At 38.4% G+C, this 21,033-nt stretch carries 19 protein-coding genes; 15 read left to right on the top strand and 4 right to left on the bottom strand.

What is annotated here, in order from left to right:
- The first annotated feature begins 119 nt into the window (after positions 1-119).
- On the top strand, positions 120-977 hold the full coding sequence (locus tag ESV24_RS09150; protein WP_111815835.1) for an alpha/beta hydrolase: 858 nt from the start codon (positions 120-122) through the stop codon (positions 975-977).
- Positions 977-1,774, top strand: coding sequence for an alpha/beta hydrolase (locus ESV24_RS09145; protein WP_111816089.1), 798 nt, complete (start codon positions 977-979; stop codon positions 1,772-1,774). Before ESV24_RS09150 ends, ESV24_RS09145 begins: the two co-directional genes overlap by 1 nt.
- Positions 1,775-1,831: 57 nt before the next feature.
- On the opposite strand, the gene ESV24_RS09140 is transcribed toward ESV24_RS09145, so the two are convergent.
- Positions 1,832-2,305, bottom strand: a complete 474-nt coding sequence (locus ESV24_RS09140; protein ID WP_111815836.1) for a hypothetical protein — start codon at positions 2,303-2,305, stop codon at positions 1,832-1,834.
- A gap of 203 nt (positions 2,306-2,508) precedes the next feature.
- Between ESV24_RS09140 and ychF the strand changes: the two genes are divergently transcribed.
- Positions 2,509-3,603, top strand: coding sequence for a redox-regulated ATPase YchF (ychF, locus tag ESV24_RS09135; protein WP_111815837.1), 1,095 nt, complete (start codon positions 2,509-2,511; stop codon positions 3,601-3,603).
- 71 nt (positions 3,604-3,674) lie between these two features.
- On the opposite strand, the gene ESV24_RS09130 is transcribed toward ychF, so the two are convergent.
- From ESV24_RS09130 to ESV24_RS09120, 3 genes are all read right to left on the bottom strand, one after another.
- Entirely contained in the window at positions 3,675-4,682 is a 1,008-nt protein-coding gene (locus tag ESV24_RS09130) for a phosphatase PAP2 family protein (RefSeq protein ID WP_111815838.1), read from the bottom strand.
- An 86-nt stretch (positions 4,683-4,768) separates the two neighbouring features.
- Positions 4,769-5,059, bottom strand: a complete 291-nt coding sequence (locus tag ESV24_RS09125) for a chaperone modulator CbpM (protein ID WP_111815839.1) — start codon at positions 5,057-5,059, stop codon at positions 4,769-4,771.
- Positions 5,059-5,973 (bottom strand): DnaJ C-terminal domain-containing protein, encoded by a 915-nt coding sequence (locus ESV24_RS09120; protein ID WP_111815840.1) that lies wholly within the window; start codon positions 5,971-5,973, stop codon positions 5,059-5,061. The genes ESV24_RS09125 and ESV24_RS09120 overlap by 1 nt, the downstream gene beginning before the upstream one ends.
- Positions 5,974-6,255: 282 nt before the next feature.
- Between ESV24_RS09120 and ESV24_RS09115 the strand changes: the two genes are divergently transcribed.
- From ESV24_RS09115 to ESV24_RS09060, 12 genes are all read left to right on the top strand, one after another.
- Complete coding sequence (locus ESV24_RS09115; RefSeq protein WP_111815841.1) at positions 6,256-8,106, top strand: DNA topoisomerase IV subunit B; 1,851 nt, start codon at positions 6,256-6,258, stop codon at positions 8,104-8,106.
- A 75-nt stretch (positions 8,107-8,181) separates the two neighbouring features.
- The gene (locus ESV24_RS09110; RefSeq protein WP_111815842.1) at positions 8,182-8,610 is read left to right on the top strand and encodes a hypothetical protein; all 429 of its coding nucleotides are present in this window, start codon (positions 8,182-8,184) and stop codon (positions 8,608-8,610) included.
- 104 nt (positions 8,611-8,714) lie between these two features.
- Positions 8,715-11,396: a DNA gyrase/topoisomerase IV subunit A gene (locus ESV24_RS09105; RefSeq protein ID WP_111815843.1), complete on the top strand. Its 2,682-nt coding sequence runs from the start codon at positions 8,715-8,717 to the stop codon at positions 11,394-11,396.
- A gap of 320 nt (positions 11,397-11,716) precedes the next feature.
- Positions 11,717-13,549: a 30S ribosomal protein S1 gene (gene rpsA, locus ESV24_RS09100; protein ID WP_111816090.1), complete on the top strand. Its 1,833-nt coding sequence runs from the start codon at positions 11,717-11,719 to the stop codon at positions 13,547-13,549.
- A gap of 163 nt (positions 13,550-13,712) precedes the next feature.
- Entirely contained in the window at positions 13,713-14,252 is a 540-nt protein-coding gene (gene pyrR / locus ESV24_RS09095) for a bifunctional pyr operon transcriptional regulator/uracil phosphoribosyltransferase PyrR (RefSeq protein ID WP_111816091.1), read from the top strand.
- Positions 14,253-14,338: 86 nt separating this feature from the next.
- Entirely contained in the window at positions 14,339-15,277 is a 939-nt protein-coding gene (locus ESV24_RS09090; protein ID WP_111815844.1) for an aspartate carbamoyltransferase catalytic subunit, read from the top strand.
- The gene (locus ESV24_RS09085; RefSeq protein WP_111815845.1) at positions 15,267-15,602 is read left to right on the top strand and encodes a ribonuclease Z; all 336 of its coding nucleotides are present in this window, start codon (positions 15,267-15,269) and stop codon (positions 15,600-15,602) included. Before ESV24_RS09090 ends, ESV24_RS09085 begins: the two co-directional genes overlap by 11 nt.
- A gap of 87 nt (positions 15,603-15,689) precedes the next feature.
- Positions 15,690-16,595 carry a ribonuclease Z gene (locus ESV24_RS09080; protein ID WP_111816092.1) on the top strand — a complete coding sequence of 302 codons (906 nt, stop codon included), beginning with the start codon at positions 15,690-15,692 and terminating at the stop codon, positions 16,593-16,595.
- A gap of 140 nt (positions 16,596-16,735) precedes the next feature.
- Positions 16,736-17,380 carry a pyridoxamine 5'-phosphate oxidase gene (pdxH, locus tag ESV24_RS09075; protein ID WP_111815846.1) on the top strand — a complete coding sequence of 215 codons (645 nt, stop codon included), beginning with the start codon at positions 16,736-16,738 and terminating at the stop codon, positions 17,378-17,380.
- 70 nt (positions 17,381-17,450) lie between these two features.
- Positions 17,451-17,936, top strand: coding sequence for a SixA phosphatase family protein (locus ESV24_RS09070; protein ID WP_111815847.1), 486 nt, complete (start codon positions 17,451-17,453; stop codon positions 17,934-17,936).
- Positions 17,936-20,032, top strand: coding sequence for a polyphosphate kinase 1 (gene ppk1, locus ESV24_RS09065; protein ID WP_111815848.1), 2,097 nt, complete (start codon positions 17,936-17,938; stop codon positions 20,030-20,032). The genes ESV24_RS09070 and ppk1 overlap by 1 nt, the downstream gene beginning before the upstream one ends.
- 1 nt (position 20,033) lies before the next feature.
- Positions 20,034-20,945: a Ppx/GppA phosphatase family protein gene (locus ESV24_RS09060; protein ID WP_111815849.1), complete on the top strand. Its 912-nt coding sequence runs from the start codon at positions 20,034-20,036 to the stop codon at positions 20,943-20,945.
- Positions 20,946-21,033 lie beyond the last annotated feature (88 nt).

The following is a 21,033-nucleotide window of genomic DNA, read 5'->3' as shown; positions in this document are numbered from 1 at the left end:
CTTTTAATTCATTCGTTAGGCGATTTGGTTTTCAATTTATAAACAAGCTTTTGCGCATAACTTTCTAAATTCTAAAAAGCGTGAGAGTATTTTTGTACATTTATTAGAAAGTAAAACTTATGCCACTCTGGACTCATATATTAATTATTATTCTAGTGGCCTATACTGTCCTTAGCCTACTGTTGTATTATTTACAGGATTACTTTTTATTTAAGCCTGAAAAACTGCCGAAGGATTTCAACTTCTATTATGAGAACCAAAAGGTTTCAGAATACAATCTGGAAACGCGTGATGGCGCTATTATTAATGGTCTTCACTTTGCTGTGGAAGAACCACTTGGCGTAGTTTTATATTTAAAAGGAAACTCAAAAAGTATAAAGGGCTGGGGCAAGTTTGCGGTAGATTTCACTCGAAATAACTACGATGTGATTATGGTTGATTACCGGGGTTTCGGCAAGAGTACCGGAAAGCGTTCCCAAAAAGCAATAAAACACGATTTACAATTTATTTATTATAAAATTCGTGAAAAGGTAAGTGAAAAATATATTGTTCTTTACGGACGTTCGCTTGGCTCAGGATTTGCCACCAAACTGGCATCTATGAACAATCCAAAAATGCTTATTCTTGACGCCCCTTATTATAGTCTCACTAAAGTAACCGGCCGTTATATGCCTTTCATGCCGCTTTCCATTATTCTGAAATACCCAATGCCAACCTACAGATGGCTTAAATACGTTAAGTGCCCAATACACATTATCCACGGAACAAATGATAAGTTGATACCGTTTAGCAGCAGTGTAAAACTCTCTCAAATAAACGCAAAACTTACTCGGTTGCACCCAATAATAGAAGGTGGTCATAAAAATTTGAATAACTTCGAATCCTACCATAAAATTCTAACAGAAATTATCAAATCAAAGCAAAAAAATATTGATTTTTCAACCACTAGTATTGGTGTAAAACACGCTTCAAGATGATGATGCGCAGACTAAAAAAATTTTTAATTGTAATAGCATCCCTATATGTTGTCATTTTTGCAGCGCTTTATTTTTTGCAGGAGAAAATGATCTTTATTCCCGAATCACTTCCGCAGGATTATACCTATACTTTCAAAAACAATTTTGAGGAAATCTTTTTAAATACTACAGATGGCGCAAAACTAAACGCACTTCATTTTAAAGTAGAAAACCCAAAAGGTGTAGTGCTTTATTTTCACGGAAATGCAGGCGAACTTTCCCGATGGGGAATTGTAGTTCAAAAATTTGTCGATTTGCAATACGATGTGGTGGTGATGGATTACCGAAGCTATGGGAAAAGTGTTGGAAACCTCAATGAAAAAGCGCTTTATAGTGATGCTCAGTTGTTTTACAATTATTTACTTGTAAGATATCCAGAAGATAAAATTGTAGTTTATGGAAGATCTTTGGGGACTACATTTGCTACTTATGTTGCTTCAAAAAACAATCCACAGCGGTTATTTTTAGAAGCTCCATTTTATAACCTTTCGGAAGTTGCAGGCGCGCGTTTCCCAATCTTTCCAGTAAGTTGGTTTCTGAAATATAATTTTCCCACAAATGAGTATTTGAGGGAAGTAAAATGTCCGATAATAATTTTTCATGGCACCGATGATTATGTGGTAGATTACGAAAACAGCCAAAGGCTTTCAAAGGTTCAAACAAAAGGAAACCTCACATTTGTTACCGTACCAGGGGGATCACATAACGAATTAGTAGATAGCGAGGTGTATAAAGAAATTTTATACAAAACGCTTTAAATAATAAATCCGCCCATAGTATGAGCGGATTTATATTAATTGGGAAAGCAAATTCTCTTAGTCTTTTTTCAATTTTGCCATTCCATCAGGGCGATTTGTCAATTCAGCTCTTCTGGCTTCAAGTTCCTTTTGCTGTTGCATCATTTTTTCCTGGCGCACATATTTTGCTTCTGCTGCAGCCTTTTCTTTTTGCTCAGCAATGTTTTTGGCCAACTCCGCTTCTTGTCTTTGCTTAATTGCTATTTGCCCTTGTTGGTTCGCAGCATCTATTGAAACATCGTCAGTAACCATTTTTGAATCAAGATCTTTATTCTTGATAACTTTCGTTGCTTGATCCTGTTTTTCAGTACCTTCAACTTGGATGATTTCGCTGTCCGTTTCAGTTTCCTTCATCACTTTTGTTTTCACATCAGTTCCTTTTTGCGTCACTTTTTTAACGGTTGTGGTAGATTGAACATCTTTGTTATCCTGGGCGTTTATTCCCGTTATAGTTAAAATTGCAACTGCAAGGCTTAAAATCGCTTTTTTCATAATTATTGGTTATTTAAGGTTTATCGGGTAAAACTAAATCTATTATAGTTAAATTCTTGTCAATTTTTAGTGAAATAAAACCCAATCTTTTTCTAAAAAGCATTTTAAACCAATCATTGAAAGTATTCTTCTAAAATGTATATTTGCACCTTCGTAAATCGAGGCTAAATTAATAACTCGTTTACCTATAAAACTTATTTTAGATGAAAGCAGGTATCGTAGGATTGCCAAATGTTGGAAAATCCACTCTATTTAATTGTTTGTCCAATGCAAAAGCACAGAGTGCAAATTTTCCTTTTTGTACCATTGAACCTAACATTGGGGTGGTCAATGTGCCCGACAAACGTTTGTTGAAACTTGAAGAATTGGTGAAACCAGAACGCGTTCTTCCCGCAACTGTAGAAATTGTTGATATTGCTGGTCTTGTGAAAGGCGCCAGCAAAGGCGAAGGTCTTGGCAACCAGTTTTTGAGCAACATTCGGGAAACAGATGCCATTCTGCACGTTTTGCGCTGTTTCGACAATGATAACATTATTCACGTTGATGGCAATATAAACCCAATTCGCGATAAGGAAACAATTGACATTGAACTTCAATTAAAGGATTTGGAAACGGTAGATAAAAAACTTGAAAAAGTGAAACGCGCCTCCCGTACCGGAAATAAAGAAGCTCAAAAAGAAGAAGCTGCTTTGTTGAAAGTAAAAAGCGGATTGGAAGCAGGTATCTCTGTTCGTGCAATTGTTCTAACAAATGAAGAAAGAGAAGAATATATTGTGAATGCACAATTTATTACAGACAAACCTGTAATGTATGTTTGCAATGTAGATGAAGACTCTGCAGCAAGTGGAAATGCTTATGTTGAGAAAGTAAAAGAAGCAGTTGCCGGCGAAAACGCGGAAGTATTGGTTCTGGCCGTGGGCACTGAAGCAGACATCACTGAGTTGGAAACTTTTGAAGAACGCCAAATGTTTTTGGAAGATTTAGGACTTGACGAAGCCGGCTCTGCAAAATTGATTCGCAGTGCTTATAAATTATTGAATCTTCAAACATATTTTACCGCGGGTGTAAAGGAAGTGCGGGCTTGGACTATTCCTGTTGGCGCTACTGCTCCACAAGCCGCTGGCGTTATCCATACAGATTTTGAAAAAGGTTTCATTCGTGCCGAGGTTATAAAGTATGACGATTACGTAACCTTTGGAAGTGAGGCCAAAGTAAAAGAAGCTGGTAAAATGGGGGTAGAAGGGAAGGAGTATATCGTCAAGGATGGCGATGTAATGCACTTCCGCTTCAATGTATAAATTAAAAAATCCCGCTTATGGCGGGATTTTTTAATTAAAGTTTCTTTCTAAAGATATAAAGATCGAAGAATCTAAAAAGTATACTTAAAAGCCATTCCATTATAAGTGTCACCATTAAAACTGGTTCCTGAGCTCGGGTAGATATCTATGTCTTCCATTTTCTTTTTATGCAACTCTGGCACTAAAATACCTGTTCCAGCTCCTAAAACATAACCAATAAGAACATCGGTTAAAAAGTGCTGTCCTGCTTCCATTCTTAAAATCCCAACAGCAGCTGGCAATGTGGCGGCACCAGCCCAGACGTAAATCTTTCCGTTGGAATCTGGGTTAAAATCGCTATATGCCTTTGCGGCAAAAAAGGTTGCAGTGGCAGTAGCGGCAACGTGTCCAGAATAAAAAGAGCGCTGGCCATTGTTTCTAAAGCGTCTATCTTCAGATGTAACGCCACTGTTGTCATAAACATAAGGTCTGCTTCTATCAACCAAACCAGCGGTTATTGTATATAGAGCTGCGGTTGTAGCCAAACTTTCAAGATAAAGGCCAATGTATTGACCTGTGTGATCGTTAATTTCATCGTCAAAAAGCAGCGCAAAAGGTGCGACAAAAGAAAGTGCAAAAGGAATGTCGCTCATTGCATTTGCATCTTCATTGTGTTTTCCAGCCACCCATTGGTCCAAAAAATTTATATTATCAATTTTTTCCCGAAGACTCTCGGGGTCAGTGAAACTGAATTCTTCACTTTCAGGCAAATCATTTTTTTCTTTAATAAGAAGGAGGCCATAAGCGCTCGCTCCAAGTGCGGCACCTGTCCAGATTCCATCGCGGACCCATTTCCATTCATAGGGAGAGTTGCTTTTTTGGGTTTCAAAAACGGTTTTATCTTTTGGGTTAAAATTTGTTTGGGAAGAGGTCTGGTCTGAATTTTGATTGTCGGCAATAAAATCAGCAGAATCATTCATTCCGTACTTAAAGGAAACTGTTTCGTTACTATTGGATAGGTTATTTGAATTTTGAAAAGATTGCTGTGCGTAAAAGTTTGCACAAAAAGTTAATGCGGAAAGTAAGATGGTTTTTTTCATAAGCCGGTAAAGATATAGGATTGCCAAATTGTGTAAATTCCATTTAACATTTCATAAAGAGAATTTACCGTTCCATTTAGAAATGGCTATTCATACAAACGCAATCTTTTTTGAAGCAAATCCATTTCTTTTTCCATTTTCTGGAGACGTTTCAGCATTTGTTTGATGGCATCCAATCCCTCAAAATTTATTCCCAAATCATTGTGAAGGCGAAACATGCGTTCAATTTCTGAAATATCTTTTTCGTCAATAAAAATATCATTTTCCTTTTCCTCAAAAGTCACCAAACCATATTCGCGAAGATTTTCAACAAATGAAACCTCAATATGTGTATGATTGCAAAAATGACTTATCAGTATATATTTTTCACGTTCCATTATCTAAGTTTTGAAAGTTCAGTAAATAATTCTTTTTCTTTTTCTGAAAGGTTTTTGGGCAGTACAATTTTATAAGTAATGTAAAGATCACCGTGCTGTTCTTCCTTTTTGTACTTCGGAAGCCCTTTTCCTTTTAGCTTTACTTTGGTATCGTTTTGGGTTTCGGGTTTTACATTCAGCTTTACCTTACCAGTTAAGGTTTCAACGGTTATCTCGCCACCCAAAAGCGCAGTGTATAGTGAAATTTCTTCTGTTGAATAAATATCATTTTCCAATCGCTTGAAGCGTGTGTTGTTTAAAATTTCAAAAGTAATTAGCAAATCTCCTTTTGGGCCCCCATTCATTCCTTCGCCACCGTAGCCTTTTATTTTGAGGGTCTGTCCGTCTTCAACTCCCGCTGGAATTGTAAGCCGGATTTTTTTGTTGCCAATACTGATAGTTTGCTTTTGGCTTTCCAAAATATCGGTCAAATTCAACCGAAGCGTTGCACTCAAATCCTGACCTTTAAATTGCGAAGTTTGTCTTCTGTTTCCGCCACCGCGATTAAAGCCGCCCCCGCCGCCAAACATAGATTCAAAAAAGTCTGAAAACTGGCTGTCGTCAAAACCTTGCCCACCGCCCGAATAAGTCCGCTGGCCTCCAAATCCTTGGGAGCCTTGATTACGTTTTGCTTCTTCAAAAGCATCTGCATGCTGCCAATCCTTTCCGTATTGGTCATATTTTTTACGCTTTTCAACATCGCTCAACACTTCGTTTGCCTCATTTACTTGCTGAAATTTCTGTTGCGCTGTTTTATCGTTTGGGTTTAAATCTGGGTGTAACTTTCGCGCGAGTTTGCGATAAGCTTTTTTAATATCTGCGGCAGTAGCACTTTTGTCAAGTCCCAAAACTTTGTAGTAATCTATAAATTCCATTCAGGTTTTTTGTTTGTGGTATGAAATTATGAAAAGTATTGCAATTCATTCTTCCAATCTAATTTTCTTCACAAAAGTTTAGCAGTCCCCTTAATTTCCCAAAGCGGAAATGTCCCCTCCCAGCCTCCCCAAAGGGGAGGAGTTTACGTAAGAGTTTCCCCTTTGGGGGTTAGAGGGACTTTTTACTAACAATAACGCTCATTTTATTGTTAATTACTTTCCCAAGTATTGGTTTCACAAGTGCTCACGTATATTTATATTAGCCACCCTACACCAAATCTTATGACCGAAACGCAATATACCGAAGACAACATACGCTCGCTGGACTGGAAGGAACACATCCGTATGCGTCCTGGGATGTATATTGGGAAACTTGGTGACGGATCTTCGCCCGATGACGGTATCTATATCCTTCTAAAAGAGGTTATTGACAACTGTATTGATGAGTTTGTAATGGGCGCGGGAAAAACCATCGAAGTACGCATTAAAGATAAAGAAGTGAAAGTGCGCGATTACGGCCGAGGCATTCCGTTAGGAAAAGTGATAGATGTTGTCTCCAAAATGAACACCGGAGGAAAGTACGACAGTCGTGCGTTTAAGAAATCGGTTGGTTTGAATGGCGTTGGAACGAAAGCTGTAAATGCACTTTCTTCGTTTTTTAAAGTAGAATCGGTTCGCGACAACCAGCTGAAAGCGGCTGAGTTTTCTTTGGGCGAACTCACAAATGACCTTGCCATTGAAGAATCTACAAAGCGAAAGGGAACAAAAGTGATTTTCATTCCGGATGAGGCTATCTTCAAAAACTTCAAATACAGGAACGAGTACGTAGAAAAAATGCTGAAAAACTACGTCTATCTCAATCCGGGACTGACGATAGATTTTAATGGCGAGAAATTCTATTCTGAAAATGGATTGAAAGATCTTTTGATGGAGACCATTTCTGAAGAAGACAGCGCATACCCGATAATTCATTTGAAAGGTGAAGATATTGAAATTGCGATGACGCATAGCAAAACCCAGTATAGCGAGGAATATCACAGTTTTGTGAATGGACAGAATACAACTCAGGGCGGAACGCATTTGGCCGCTTTTCGCGAAGCTTTGGTAAAAACCATTCGCGAATTTTATAATAAAAATTACGAAGCCAGCGATGTTCGAAAATCCATTGTTTCGGCAATTAGTATAAAAGTTACCGAACCTGTTTTTGAAAGCCAGACCAAGACCAAATTGGGTTCCACCGATATGGGTGGCGGACTTCCCACGGTGCGAACGTTTATAAATGATTTCGTAAAAACCCAGTTCGACAATTATCTTCATAAAAACCCTGAGGCGGCAGATGGAATCCAGCGTAAAATAGTTCAAGCCGAAAGAGAACGAAAGGAATTAAGTGGAATTCGAAAACTTGCAAAGGACCGAGCAAAAAAAGCCAATCTTCACAATAAAAAATTGCGCGATTGCCGCGTGCATTTGGCAGATATTAAAAACGAACGAAATTTAGAATCAACCCTTTTCATAACCGAGGGAGATTCTGCAAGTGGAAGTATTACCAAAAGCCGTGACGTAAATACACAGGCTGTTTTTTCATTGCGCGGAAAACCGTTGAATACTTACGGAATGACCAAAAAGATCGTTTACGAAAACGAAGAATTTAACCTCTTGCAAGCCGCGCTGAATATTGAGGATTCGATGGAAGATTTGCGCTATAACAACATTGTAATAGCAACGGATGCCGATGTGGATGGAATGCACATTCGGTTATTGTTGATTACTTTTTTCCTTCAGTTTTTTCCCGAATTGATAAAGGAAGGGCATTTGTACATTCTGCAAACGCCGCTTTTCCGTGTTCGAAATAAAAAGGAAACCATTTATTGCTATTCTGAAGAGGAACGAGTAAACGCCATAGAAAAATTAAAGCCAAAACCCGAAATCACCCGCTTTAAAGGTTTGGGTGAAATTTCACCGGATGAGTTTGTGCATTTTATTGGGAACGACATTCGTTTGGACCCTGTAATGCTGGATAAGTCTATGAGTATTGAGGAATTGCTTTCATTCTATATGGGCAAAAATACGCCGGATAGGCAGGAGTTTATTATTGGTAATTTGAAGGTTGAACTGGATAGGGTGGAAGAGTGAAAAAAGTGTTCGGTATTCAGTAACAGTTTGCAGTAGGCTCGCGATTCATCGCGTGCATCTATTAAATTATTTTTTATGGAAAAGACATTTTTAATTATTTTGAGTATAGTAATTTTTGCCTCTTGCGATAGAAAAGATGAATGCGAAAGTGTTTTTCCAGCACCACCAACAATCGCCATTTCAATTGTAGATAATGAAGGAAAGTCTTTAATTGGAGAAGAAAACACTTACAAACCTTCTGAAATAATGCTTTCTAGAAATGGACAAGAAATTGAATTAGAGTTTATTGAATTTCAAGGAAATACATCAATTGGATTGAATTATGGATCAATGCAGTCTATGGCAGATTACGACTTCAGGCTTAGAGCTAATGAAACAGATATTTTAAACTTAACCATAAATGAGTATGATGGGGATTGTTTTAATTATAAAAGAGTAGATTCATTTAAATTAAATGGAGAAGAAATATCTTCTGAAACAACCTCATATATAATTCAGAAATAAGCCCTTTGTGAAACTCCGCGAAACCTCCGCGCAACTCTGCGTAATAGCTAAAACACAGAGCGCACAGAGAATAAAAAATAAAAATAAAGAATAGAGAATAAATAATGAGTGACGAACTCGACAATAACGAAGAACAAGCAATTACAGGCCCAGACTATTTGGGCGTAAACGAAGATACCTCCGGCGATACTATTAAAAAGGTACCAGGGATGTTTCGCGACTGGTTTTTGGACTACGCCAGCTACGTAATTCTGGAACGTGCCGTGCCCGCAATTGAGGACGGTTTTAAACCAGTGCAGCGCCGTATTATGCAGTCCATGAAAGATTTGGACGATGGGCGGTACAATAAAGTTGCGAATATTGTTGGGCATACCATGCAATATCACCCACACGGTGATGCTAGTATTGCTGATGCCATGGTGCAGATCGGTCAAAAAGATCTACTGATTGATACTCAAGGAAACTGGGGAAACATTTTAACAGGCGACAGTGCTGCGGCTTCACGATATATTGAGGCGCGACTTTCAAAGTTTGCGCTGGATGTGGTTTATCATCCAAAAGTGACTAGGTGGCAGGCTTCTTATGATGGGCGAAGAAAAGAGCCAATCAATCTTCCGGTTAAGTTTCCGTTGCTGCTAAATCAAGGTGGGGAAGGTATTGCGGTTGGACTTTCCACCAAAATACTTCCGCATAACTTTCTTGAACTTATTGATGCTTCTATTAAGCATTTGCAGGGCAAGAAATTTCAGATTTACCCAGATTTCCCAACCGGTGGAATTATGGATGTTGCCAATTATAACGATGGTTTGCGCGGAGGAAAAATTCGAAGTCGTGCGCGAATCAACCAACTTGATAAAAACACACTTGTAATTACCGAAATTCCTTTTGGAACCAATACTTCATCGCTAATTGATACTATTCTGAAAGCGAATGAAAAGGGGAAAATAAAGATTAAAAAAATAGAGGATAATACGGCTGCTGCAGTAGAGATTCAAATCCATTTGCCTAGCGGTATTTCACCCGATAAAACTATTGATGCATTGTATGCTTTCACGGCTTGTGAAACATCCATTTCACCTTTGGGATGTGTAATTGAAGATAACAGACCATTATTTGTAGGTGTTTCAGAAATGCTTCGCGTAAGCACTGATCGCACGGTGGAATTGCTAAAAAGTGAACTAGAGATTCAATTGGATGAATTGGAAGAGCAATGGCATTTCGCTTCATTGGAGAGAATTTTCATAGAAAAGAGAATCTATCGCGACATAGAAGAAGAAGAAACTTGGGAAGGCGTAATTGCCGCAATTGATAAAGGGTTACAACCACATATCCAACATTTGAAACGCGCCGTTACCGAAGAAGATATTGTGCGATTGACAGAAATTCGCATTAAAAGAATTTCTAAGTTTGACATTGATAAAGCGCAGCAAAAGATTGATGCACTGGAAGATAGTATCGCTCAAATAAAGCATCACTTAGCAAATTTGATTGAATATGCTATTGATTATTTCAAAAGATTAAAGAAGGATTACGGCGCCGGAAAGGAGCGTAATACCGAAATCAGGACCTTTGATGATATTGAGGCGACGAAGGTTGTGATCAGAAATACAAAACTCTACGTAAATCGCGAAGAAGGTTTTGTTGGCACTAGTCTGAAACGCGACGAATACGTAACCGATTGTAGTGATATTGACGACATCATCGTTTTCACCGAAGACGGAAAAATGATGGTAACAAAAGTGGATCAAAAGACGTTTGTGGGAAAAGGCATTATTCATGTTGCTGTTTTTAAGAAGAAAGACAAGCGAACCATTTATAATATGATTTACCGCGACGGTGCACGCGGTGCGAATTATGTAAAGCGTTTTGCCGTAACTTCTACTACTCGGGATAAAGAGTATGATATGACAAATGCAGCCAAAGGTTCTAAGGCGCTTTATTTTACAGCCAATCCCAATGGGGAAGCAGAAGTGGTAACCATTTATTTACGCCAAAGTGGAAGCATCAAAAAGCTAAAATTTGATCTCGATTTTGCCGATCAATTAGTGAAAGGTCGAAATTCAAAAGGAAATATCGTCACTAAGTATTCCATAAAAAAAATTGAGCTCAAAGAAAAAGGACTTTCCACGCTAAAACCTCGCAAGATATGGTTTGACGATTCAGTTCAACGTTTAAATGTAGATGATAGGGGCGAGCTTTTGGGAGAATTCAAAAAAGAAGACCGATTGCTAATAGTAAATCAAAAAGGAGTAGTGAAAACGGTCGTTCCCGATCTTCAACTTCGTTTTGATGACGATATGATCATTCTGGAAAAGTGGGATCCTAAAAAACCGCTGAGCGCCATTTATTGGGAAGGCGAAAAGGAACTTTTTTATGTGAAACGATTTTTTATCGAACACCCCGATCGCGAAGAGACTATTATTACCGAGCATCCCAATTCTTATCTAGAAAAAATATTTACTGATTATCGCCCAATGGCAGAAGTTATTTTCGCCAAAAAAAGAGGGCAGGAGCGGGAAGAAAATTTAGAGTTGAATTTGGAAGATTTTATTTCTGTGAAAGGAATTACTGCAATGGGGAACCAATTGACCAAAGATAAAGTTCTGGAAATAACTGCGATGCAATCCTTGCCTTACGAGCCGCCAGCCCAAGTAGAACCGGAAGAGATAGACGTTGTGGATGAAGAGGATATGACCTCAGAAAAGGAAAATCAACAAACTGAAAACAATTCAGATAAAGAAGACGATTCAAAAACTGAGGAAGGCGGGCAAGGGTTGTTGTTTTAACGCTTCGCGCAAAAACACTGAAAATTCACATTTTCCAGTTCCAAACCTTTTGATTTTCAAAAGAAATACCTTATTTTTGCGCCCCTCTTAGCGACGAGTCAAGAATAAGAGATATTAAACAAACAAAAATAAACCCTTCTGTGGGATAGTCGCATAAAATTCTTGTAACAGCGCAGAATACAAAACATTGATTTTAAAAGGTTTTCCCGAAACTTCGGAACCTAAGAAATCAATTCTACAAACAAATGGCTGATAAAGCAAACAAAGAAGTAGCTGAAGAAAAAGCTGCAACAAAACAAGAGGAAACTGCAGTTGCAGAAATGCAAACTGAAGAAAACAACACTGATGAAGTACAAGCAGAAGAAAACAAAAAGCCGAAGGCTGAGGTTTCTTTGAAAGAAAGCAATCCTGAAAAATTTCTTGCAGATTTTAACTGGCACAATTACGAAGAAGGCATAGACCCAATCGATGACGGCAAGTTGGAAGAATTCGAAAAATTGGTAAAGGCAAATTTCGTTGATACCCTTGATGACGAGGTTGTTGACGGAAAAGTGGTTTTTATTACAGATCGTGATGCAATCATTGACATCAACGCTAAGAGTGAAGGTGTTGTTTCCTTGAACGAATTCCGTTACAATCCAGATTTAAAAGTTGGTGACACGGTAGAAGTATTGATCGACGTTCGTGAGGACAGCACCGGTCAACTTATTCTTAGCCACCGTAAAGCTAGAACCATTAAGGCTTGGGATCGCGTAAACGCTGCCCACGACGAAGCTACAATCGTAAATGGATACGTAAAATGCCGCACAAAAGGTGGTATGATCGTGGATGTTTTCGGTATCGAAGCTTTCTTGCCAGGTTCGCAAATTGATGTTAAGCCAATTCGTGATTACGATATTTACGTTGGTAAAACAATGGAGTTCAAGGTTGTTAAGATCAACCACGAATTCAAGAACGTTGTTGTTTCGCACAAAGCGCTTATTGAAGCGGATATTGAGGAGCAGAAAAAAGAAATCATTGGGCAGCTTGAAAAAGGACAAGTACTTGAAGGTGTTGTTAAAAACATCACTTCATACGGAGTATTTGTTGATCTTGGCGGCGTTGATGGACTTGTTCACATTACTGACCTTTCTTGGTCACGTATCAACCATCCAAATGAGATCGTTGAACTTGACCAGAAATTGAACGTTGTAATTCTTGATTTCGATGAAGATAAAACACGTATCCAATTAGGTCTTAAGCAATTGAATCCTCACCCATGGGAAGCTCTTGGTGAAGAGTTGAAAGTTGGTGACAAAGTAAAAGGTAAAGTAGTTGTTATTGCAGACTACGGTGCATTTATTGAAGTTGCTGAAGGTGTTGAAGGCCTTATCCACGTTAGCGAAATGTCTTGGAGCACGCACTTGCGCAGCGCACAGGATTTCGTAAATGTTGGTGATATAGTTGAAGCGGTAATCCTTACAATGGATAAGGAAGAGCGCAAAATGAGCCTTGGTATAAAACAAATGACGCCAGACCCATGGACAGATATTACTACAAAATACCCAGTTGGTTCGCGCCACAAAGGTATTGTTCGCAACTTTACCAATTTTGGTGTTTTTGTTGAACTTGAAGAAGGTATTGATGGTCTTATCTATATTAGCGATCTTTCTTGGACCAAGAAAATCAAGCACCCAAGTGAATTTACCAATATTGGTGACACACTTGAAGTGGTTGTATTGGAATTGGATGTTGAAGGCCGTAAACTTAGTTTAGGTCACAAACAAACTGAGGAAAATCCTTGGGACAAATACGAAGGTGAATTTGCTGTTGGAACCAAGCACACTGCTTCAATTGACGAAGTAGTTGACAAAGGAGCAACTATAAAATTCAACGATGATATCGTAGCATTCGTACCAAGCCGTCACCTTGAAAAAGAAGATGGCTCTATGTTGAAGAAAGGTGATGAAGCAGAATTCCAAATTATTGAGTTCAACAAAGAATTCAAGAAAGTGGTTGCTTCGCATATGGCTATTCACAAAGAAGAAGAAGCGAAAATTGTAAAAGAGGCTGTGAAAAAACAAGCGGCTTCTCAGGACGAGGCAAAAACCACTTTAGGTGATGCCAACTCTGCGCTTCAAGCACTTAAAGACAAAATGGACGGTAAAAAATAATTTTATTCCTGCGCAGGCAGGGACACCATCCATTTAATAAAGAAAAGCCTTTCGGAAACGGAAGGCTTTTTTTGTGCGATAGATTTAATCAATTTTAAATACATCACTTTAAAAAGCCAAAAAAAATGTATTTTTGCTTCCCAAATACAATTCAGAACTTCCTATGAGCCAAAAAGTGTTACTGAACGCAACCGAGATACACATTGCGCTTAACCGTTTGGCTTGCCAATTGATCGAAAAACATGACGACTTTTCCAAAACCGTACTTATAGGAATCCAACCGCGAGGGGTATTTTTAGCTGAAAGGCTGAAAACATTGCTCGAAACTGAATATAAAATCAAGAACATCAAACTTGGTTATTTGGACATTACCTTTTTCCGTGATGACTTTAGGAGAAGCGACAAACCACTGGAAGCCAATAAAACCCAGATAAATTTTATTGTTGAAGACAAAAACATAGTATTTATTGACGATGTGCTTTTCACTGGACGAAGCATTCGCTCAGCATTGACTGCGGTTCAATCCTTCGGACGACCGTTGGAAATAGAATTACTCACTTTAATAGATCGTCGTTTTAGCCGCCATTTGCCAATTCAGCCAGATTATCGAGGAAGACAGGTAGATGCGATCAATGGTGAAAAAGTAAAGGTTTGTTGGAAAGAAAATGATGGGGAAGATGCTGTGTACTTAGTTAAAAGTTAAAATTTTTGCCATAAGCTTTAGGCAATATGCAATAGGCGGCCTAAAGCGTAAAGCATATAGCCTATAGCGTTTTTAATAAAAAAACAATGAGCGAACTAAGTGTAAACCACTTATTGGGAATTAAATACATTACCGAAGCCGATATCCAACTCATCTTCGAAACGGCAGATCATTTTAAAGAGGTTATCAATCGGCCCATTAAAAAAGTCCCATCGCTTCGTGATATTACTATTGCCAATCTTTTTTTTGAAAACAGCACCCGAACCAAGCTTTCATTTGAACTTGCAGAGAAAAGGCTTTCTGCAGATGTTATTAATTTCGCTTCTTCAAGTTCTTCGGTAACCAAAGGCGAAACGCTTATTGATACCGTAAACAACATTCTATCAATGAAAGTGGATATAGTGGTGATGCGCCACCCAAATCCCGGAGCTGGAGTATTTCTTTCAAAGCACGTTGACGCCAGTATAATCAATGCAGGAGACGGTGCACACGAACATCCAACACAAGCATTACTTGATACCTATTCCATTCGTGAAAAATTGGGGGATGTAGCCGGAAAAAAAGTTGTAATCGTTGGCGATATTCTGCATTCGCGGGTTGCCCTATCAAATATTTTCGCACTTCAAAAGCTGGGAGCGACAGTTAAAGTATGTGGTCCTAAAACTCTTATTCCTAAATATATAGAAAAATTAAATGTGGAGATTGAAACCAATCTTCGTAAAGCGTTAGAATGGTGCGATGTGGCCAATATGCTTCGTGTACAAAATGAACGGATGGATATTAGTTATTTCCCCACAACGCGGGAATACACACAGCAATTTGGATTGAACAAAGCAATTCTTGATTCTTTGAATAAAGAAATCGTAGTAATGCACCCAGGCCCAATTAATCGTGGTGTAGAAATTACCAGCGATGTGGCGGACAGCAAACAGTCCATCATTTTGGAACAAGTACAAAACGGCGTTGCCATACGTATGGCGGTAATCTATTTATTGGCTTCAAAAATTAAACATCATGAAGATTGATAATCACCCAAATTTTGTGGTCCTGGAAGATGAAAAGGACGATATTATAGACTTTGCCTCGTTCATCGAAAATCAGGTCCCTTCAAAATATAAAGGTCAAAATGTGGTTTTGAATCTCTTGAAATACACTTCAATGGAGCTTCCGCATTTATTGCAATTCATTAAAACTTCCAGCCTTCACCGAAAGACCAAGCAATCCTTCGTTATTGTGAACGATGCATTAGATATTGATGAAGTGCCTTTTGAAATGATTGTTGTTCCGACCCTACAGGAGGCGGAAGATATTATTGAAATGGAGGAAATTGAAAGGGACTTGGGGTTTTAAAAAAGTTTGCAGTAGCAGTTGGCGGTAGCAGTTTTAATTTTCAATACTGCCAACTGCAAACTGCCACTGCCCACTGTATACTTATTTATGAATTTAACTATCCTAGGATGTCATTCTGCAACACCAAAGGCCTCAGCGCACCCAACGGCGCAGGTTTTGGAGATGAAGGGACATTTATTTTTGATTGATTGTGGCGAAGGAACGCAAATGCAATTGCGAAAATACAGGGTTAAATTCTCTAGAATCAGACATATTTTTATTTCCCATTTACACGGCGATCACTTTTTCGGTTTGCCGGGCCTAATTTCTACTTTTTTACTTTTGGGAAGGGAAGCCGAATTGCACGTTTATGGTCCAAAAGGAATCAAAGAGGCTATTCTGCTTCTTCTCAAACTTGGAAAAACATACACTAATTACCCACTATATTTTCACGAGTTGGAAGAAACGACGCCCCAAATTATTTTTGAGGATGACAAGGTTTCTGTAGAAACAATACCGCTGGATCACAGGGTTTATACCAACGGATTTCTTTTTAAAGAAAAACCCGATGATAGAAAGTTGGACGTTGAAACAGCCCGGAAGCTCAATATAGATTTGAGCTATTACAACAAAATAAAACAAGGTTTTGATGTTGAAAACAGAGATGGAAAACTGATTCTAAATAAAAAAATCACTTTTGATCCACCGCCCCCAAAAAGCTATGCTTATTGCAGTGATACGGCTTATAATCCTGTAATGGTTTCGCAAATCGAAAATGCGAACGTCTTATATCACGAATCTACTTTTTTAGAAGAGCACCATCATCTTTGCGATAAAACCAAGCACAGTACTGCTAAAGAAGCTGGGGTTATTGCCAGAAAGGCTAAAGTTGGAACTTTGATACTTGGGCATTATTCTGGTCGTTATGGAAATTTGGATCTATTTAGAAAAGAAGCACAGGAGGTTTTTGAGAATGTGGAATTGGCTGAGGATGGAAAAACGTTTTCGTTTTGAAATCGATTTCGAAAGCTATAGTGACGAAATTGAAAATTCAATATCCACAGTATTCACAGCAACCAAAATTTAATAGATATTTAATAAGCCACTGTTTTATAGCTTATCCAAAACCCTTAACTTGCGTTAAAACTTGAACTATGGCTGAAAAGCTTCACGACTACCGAAAATCCTACGATAAGGGCGAACTTTCTGAAACATCGGTTGATGAAAACCCGATGCAGCAATTCCGAACTTGGTTTTATGAAGTGAAGGATAACGGAGGCGTGGATGAAGTAAATGCAATGACCATTTCCACAATTGGCACCGACGGTTTTCCGAAAGGTAGAGTTGTGCTGCTGAAAAAATACGATGAATACGGCTTCTATTTTTATACCAATTATAATAGCGAAAAAGGCGAATCCATAGCCAATTGCAAAAAAGTTTCACTTTCGTTCTTTTGGCCAAATATGGAGCGTCAAATTATTATTAAAGGAACTGCTGAAAAAACATCAGTGGCAGATTCAACCAATTATTTTCATTCTAGACCAAAAGGGAGCCAACTGGGAGCTGCGGTTTCGCACCAAAGCAGTGTTGTGGAGTCGCGTGAGGTTTTAGAAAAGAATCTGGCCGAGCTCGAAAAAAAGTACGAAAACGATGAAGTGCCAAAGCCAAACGATTGGGGTGGTTTTTTGGTGAAACCTATTTCAATTGAATTTTGGCAGGGAAGACCCAATAGGCTTCATGACAGGATTCGTTATACTTTTAAATATGATGATTGGGTTATTGAACGTTTGGCTCCTTAAAGAATATTCAATGTTCAAAACTTTAAACTCCAAAACCTGAAACTTGGAACCTGAAACCTGAAACAATTTTATGAAAACACTTTACTTAGTTAGACATGCAAAATCATCTTGGAAACATGATGTTGACGACCATAAACGACCTTTAAAAGGAAGGGGAGAGCGTGATGGAAAATTGGTTTCAAATAAGGTTTCAAAAACAATTGAGCCTCCTCAAAAAATAATAAGCAGTGATGCTACGCGCGCACTATCCACCGCGCATTTCTTTAAAGACGCGCTAGATATCGACGATGCAGATTTTGAAACTAATCACGATCTCTACGATTTTAGTGGCCAGAATGTAATGCGAATCATAAAATCTTTGCCTGATGAGCTGGACAAAGTAATGATTGTGGGTCATAACCACGCCTTTACTTCCGTTGCAAATATGCTGGGAAACCACTATATTGACAATGTTCCTACTTGTGGTTTTGTGATGTTGCAGTTTGAAGAAAACAAGTGGAGTGAAATAACTACGGGTGAAACCGTCAAAACAATTTTCCCAAGGGATCTTAAATAATGACCGAAAAAGTTGATACAAATACACAGGTTCGCAATCAATACAATAACAGAGAGCTAAGCTGGCTGCAGTTTAATGCGCGTGTCTTGCAGGAGGCAAACGACAAAAAACTTCCTTTGATTGAAAGGCTTCGATTTTTAGGAATTTTTTCGAATAATCTGGATGAATTCTTCAAGGTGCGCTATGCCACTATCAAGCGTATCGTGGAAGCCGGAAAGATGGGGCGCAACTTTCTGGGCGGTATTTCAGCAAAAGATCTTTTGGAAGAAATTACTCAAACCGTAATTGCGCAACAAGCCCACAGTTTGAATATTCTGAGTGATATTCAAAAGGAACTTCGTAAGGAAAATATTTTTATAATTGATGAAACAGAGATAACTCCGGAACAGAGTAAATTTATTTCGGAATATTTCATTAGAAACGTAAGTCCGGCCATGATGACCATTATGATTGGGGAGTTGGAAGAATTTCCAAGCTTACGGGATAGTGCTGCCTACCTTGCCGTAACGATGGTTATGAGTAAGGATGATGATACTTTTGAGGCAAAGCACAACTATGCACTTATAGAAATTCCGCGTACTATTGATAGGTTTGTAGTGCTTCCGCCAAAAGGGGAGAAGCAGTACGTAATTATTCTGGACGACCTTATTCGCCATTGTCTTCACAACATTTTCAGCATTTTTAAATATGAAACCATTTCGGCACATATGATAAAGATTACCCGCGATGCCGAACTGGATATAGACAGTGATTTAAGCCGAAGTTTTATAGATAAAATTTCAAAAAGTGTAAAAAATAGAAGTGTGGGTGATCCAGTTCGGTTTGTGTACGACAAAAGTATTGACAAAAGAACTTTGCAATTTTTGCTGGAAAAAATGGGTATTGATAAAACAGATAGTATCATTCCCGGTGGTCGTTACCACAACAGACGTGATTATATGAATTTTCCGCGTCTGGGACGGCCCGATCTTCAGTATGAGCATCAAGAACCATTGCCTATTCCTGGTTTGAGCCTTCAGGGCAGTCTGTTTGATAAAATTGCTGAGAAAGATTATTTGCTGCACGCACCCTATCAAACGTTCATGTACGTAATTAAGTTTCTGCGTGAGGCGGCGCTGGACCCTAAAGTGAAATCCATCAAGATTACTATTTATCGTCTTGCGGAAGTTTCACACATTGCCAGTTCACTGATAAATGCAAAGAAAAATGGAAAAGACGTTACTGTGCAGATCGAACTTCAGGCCCGTTTTGACGAAGAAGCAAACATTGAATATGCCGAATTGTTACAAAGTGAAGACATCCGTTTAATTTTTGGCGTAAAAGGATTGAAGGTTCACAGTAAAGCCTGCTTGGTTGAAAGGATTGAAAACAATAAAAAAGTGCGCTACGGAATTTTGAGCACAGGTAATTTCAACGAATCTACGGCGAGACTTTATACAGATTACACACTTTTTACGGCAAACCAGAAAATCTGTAAAGAGATAAATAAAGTGTTCGAGTTTTTTGAAGTGAATTATCAAGTGCGTAAATACCAACATCTCATAGTTTCTCCGCATTACACACGAAAGGCAATCTATTCATTGATTGATGCCGAAATAAAAAACAAAAAAGCTGGACTTCCCAGCGGTATTAAGCTTAAGCTCAACAGTCTTTCAGATTTTAAGATGATAGATAAACTTTACGAAGCAAGTCGGGCCGGAGTAAAAATAAAGATGATTATACGTGGCATTTGCTGTTTAATTCCCGGTGTAAAAGGGATGAGCGAGAATATTGAGGCAATAAGTATTGTGGGAAAATATTTGGAACATCCACGGTTGTTTATATTTGAAAATGCTGGCAATATCAAAATGTATATTTCTTCGGCAGATTTTATGGGTAGAAATCTTGACAATAGGGTAGAAATTTCCTGCCCAATCTATGATGACGATATAAAAAAAGAAATACTCGAAAATTTCGAAATAGGTTGGAGCGACAATGTTAAAGCACGCGTAATAAGTATTAAAAATGATAATGCGTATCTTAAGAACAACAAACCGCTGGTTCGTTCCCAATTTAAAATGTATGATTATTATTTAAAAAAACTAGAAGTATACTGATTTGTTAAATATTGAAAAATACGGTGCCGTGGATATAGGTAGTAATGCCATCAGGTTATTGGTGGTTTCTGTTATTGAGCAGGAGGGAAAGGATACTATATTCAAAAAAACTTCTTTGGTACGCGTGCCGATACGTTTGGGAGCGGAAGTTTTTCTAAAGGGAAAAATTTCTGAGAATAGTGCCAATAGAATGATTGATGCCATGCAAGCCTTCAAACTATTAATGAAAACCCACAATATAAAACGTTTTAGAGCGTGTGCTACTTCGGCTATGAGAGAAGCTGCAAATGGGCGGGAGGTAGCTGAAATGATTGAAAATAAAAGCGGCCTGCACATAAATATTATTGATGGTAACGATGAGGCAGCTATTATTGCTTCTACAGATTTAAAAAGCCTAATAGAGAACGATAAAGTATTTCTCTATGTAGATGTGGGCGGTGGAAGCACAGAACTTACCCTTTTTGCCAATGGCACTAATGTAATCTCCAAAAGTTTTAAATTGGGAACTGTTAGGCTACTGGAAGGTCTGGTTCACGATTGTATTTGGGACGATATGGAAACTTGGATTAAAAAGGAAACCAAAGGTTTTAAAAGAGTCTCAGTCATTGGTAGCGGTGGAAATATTAATACCATTTTCAAAAAGAGCGGTAAAAAAATAGGAAAGCCTCTCAGCTACTTTTACCTTTCTTCTTACTACGAACTTATTAAATCGCTCACCTTTGAGGAGCGAATCACAGAACTGGATATGAACCCAGACCGTGCCGATGTGGTTATTCCTGCCACGCGCATCTATCTTTCTGCTATGAAATGGAGTAAGTCTAAGAATGTATATGTGCCCAAAATTGGGCTTAGTGATGGAATCGTGCGGAGTCTTTACAATGAAAAGATTGCGGAGGAGATGGAGGTTAATTAATTAGTAATGAATAATTACTAATGAATAATTCCTAAGAACTTTTTTGCTGCGAAAACACTAATTATTTTTGAAAAGTGATTAGCTCTTT

Source organism: Aequorivita lipolytica, assembly GCF_007997135.1.
In the GTDB taxonomy this organism is placed as follows: Bacteria; Bacteroidota; Bacteroidia; order Flavobacteriales; family Flavobacteriaceae; genus Aequorivita; species Aequorivita lipolytica.
The sequence above is the reverse complement of the archived record's forward strand: the minus strand, read 5'-3'. Positions and strand labels throughout refer to the sequence as shown.

Coding starts and splice junctions, on each gene's coding strand:
- ESV24_RS09150 (WP_111815835.1), top strand. CDS start 120: ATGCCACTCTGGACTCATATATTAATTATTATTCTAGTGGCCTATACT.
- ESV24_RS09145 (WP_111816089.1), top strand. CDS start 977: ATGATGCGCAGACTAAAAAAATTTTTAATTGTAATAGCATCCCTATAT.
- ESV24_RS09140 (WP_111815836.1), bottom strand. CDS start 2,305: ATGAAAAAAGCGATTTTAAGCCTTGCAGTTGCAATTTTAACTATAACG.
- ychF (WP_111815837.1), top strand. CDS start 2,509: ATGAAAGCAGGTATCGTAGGATTGCCAAATGTTGGAAAATCCACTCTA.
- ESV24_RS09130 (WP_111815838.1), bottom strand. CDS start 4,682: ATGAAAAAAACCATCTTACTTTCCGCATTAACTTTTTGTGCAAACTTT.
- ESV24_RS09125 (WP_111815839.1), bottom strand. CDS start 5,059: ATGGAACGTGAAAAATATATACTGATAAGTCATTTTTGCAATCATACA.
- ESV24_RS09120 (WP_111815840.1), bottom strand. CDS start 5,973: ATGGAATTTATAGATTACTACAAAGTTTTGGGACTTGACAAAAGTGCT.
- ESV24_RS09115 (WP_111815841.1), top strand. CDS start 6,256: ATGACCGAAACGCAATATACCGAAGACAACATACGCTCGCTGGACTGG.
- ESV24_RS09110 (WP_111815842.1), top strand. CDS start 8,182: ATGGAAAAGACATTTTTAATTATTTTGAGTATAGTAATTTTTGCCTCT.
- ESV24_RS09105 (WP_111815843.1), top strand. CDS start 8,715: ATGAGTGACGAACTCGACAATAACGAAGAACAAGCAATTACAGGCCCA.
- rpsA (WP_111816090.1), top strand. CDS start 11,717: ATGCAAACTGAAGAAAACAACACTGATGAAGTACAAGCAGAAGAAAAC.
- pyrR (WP_111816091.1), top strand. CDS start 13,713: ATGAGCCAAAAAGTGTTACTGAACGCAACCGAGATACACATTGCGCTT.
- ESV24_RS09090 (WP_111815844.1), top strand. CDS start 14,339: ATGAGCGAACTAAGTGTAAACCACTTATTGGGAATTAAATACATTACC.
- ESV24_RS09085 (WP_111815845.1), top strand. CDS start 15,267: ATGAAGATTGATAATCACCCAAATTTTGTGGTCCTGGAAGATGAAAAG.
- ESV24_RS09080 (WP_111816092.1), top strand. CDS start 15,690: ATGAATTTAACTATCCTAGGATGTCATTCTGCAACACCAAAGGCCTCA.
- pdxH (WP_111815846.1), top strand. CDS start 16,736: ATGGCTGAAAAGCTTCACGACTACCGAAAATCCTACGATAAGGGCGAA.
- ESV24_RS09070 (WP_111815847.1), top strand. CDS start 17,451: ATGAAAACACTTTACTTAGTTAGACATGCAAAATCATCTTGGAAACAT.
- ppk1 (WP_111815848.1), top strand. CDS start 17,936: ATGACCGAAAAAGTTGATACAAATACACAGGTTCGCAATCAATACAAT.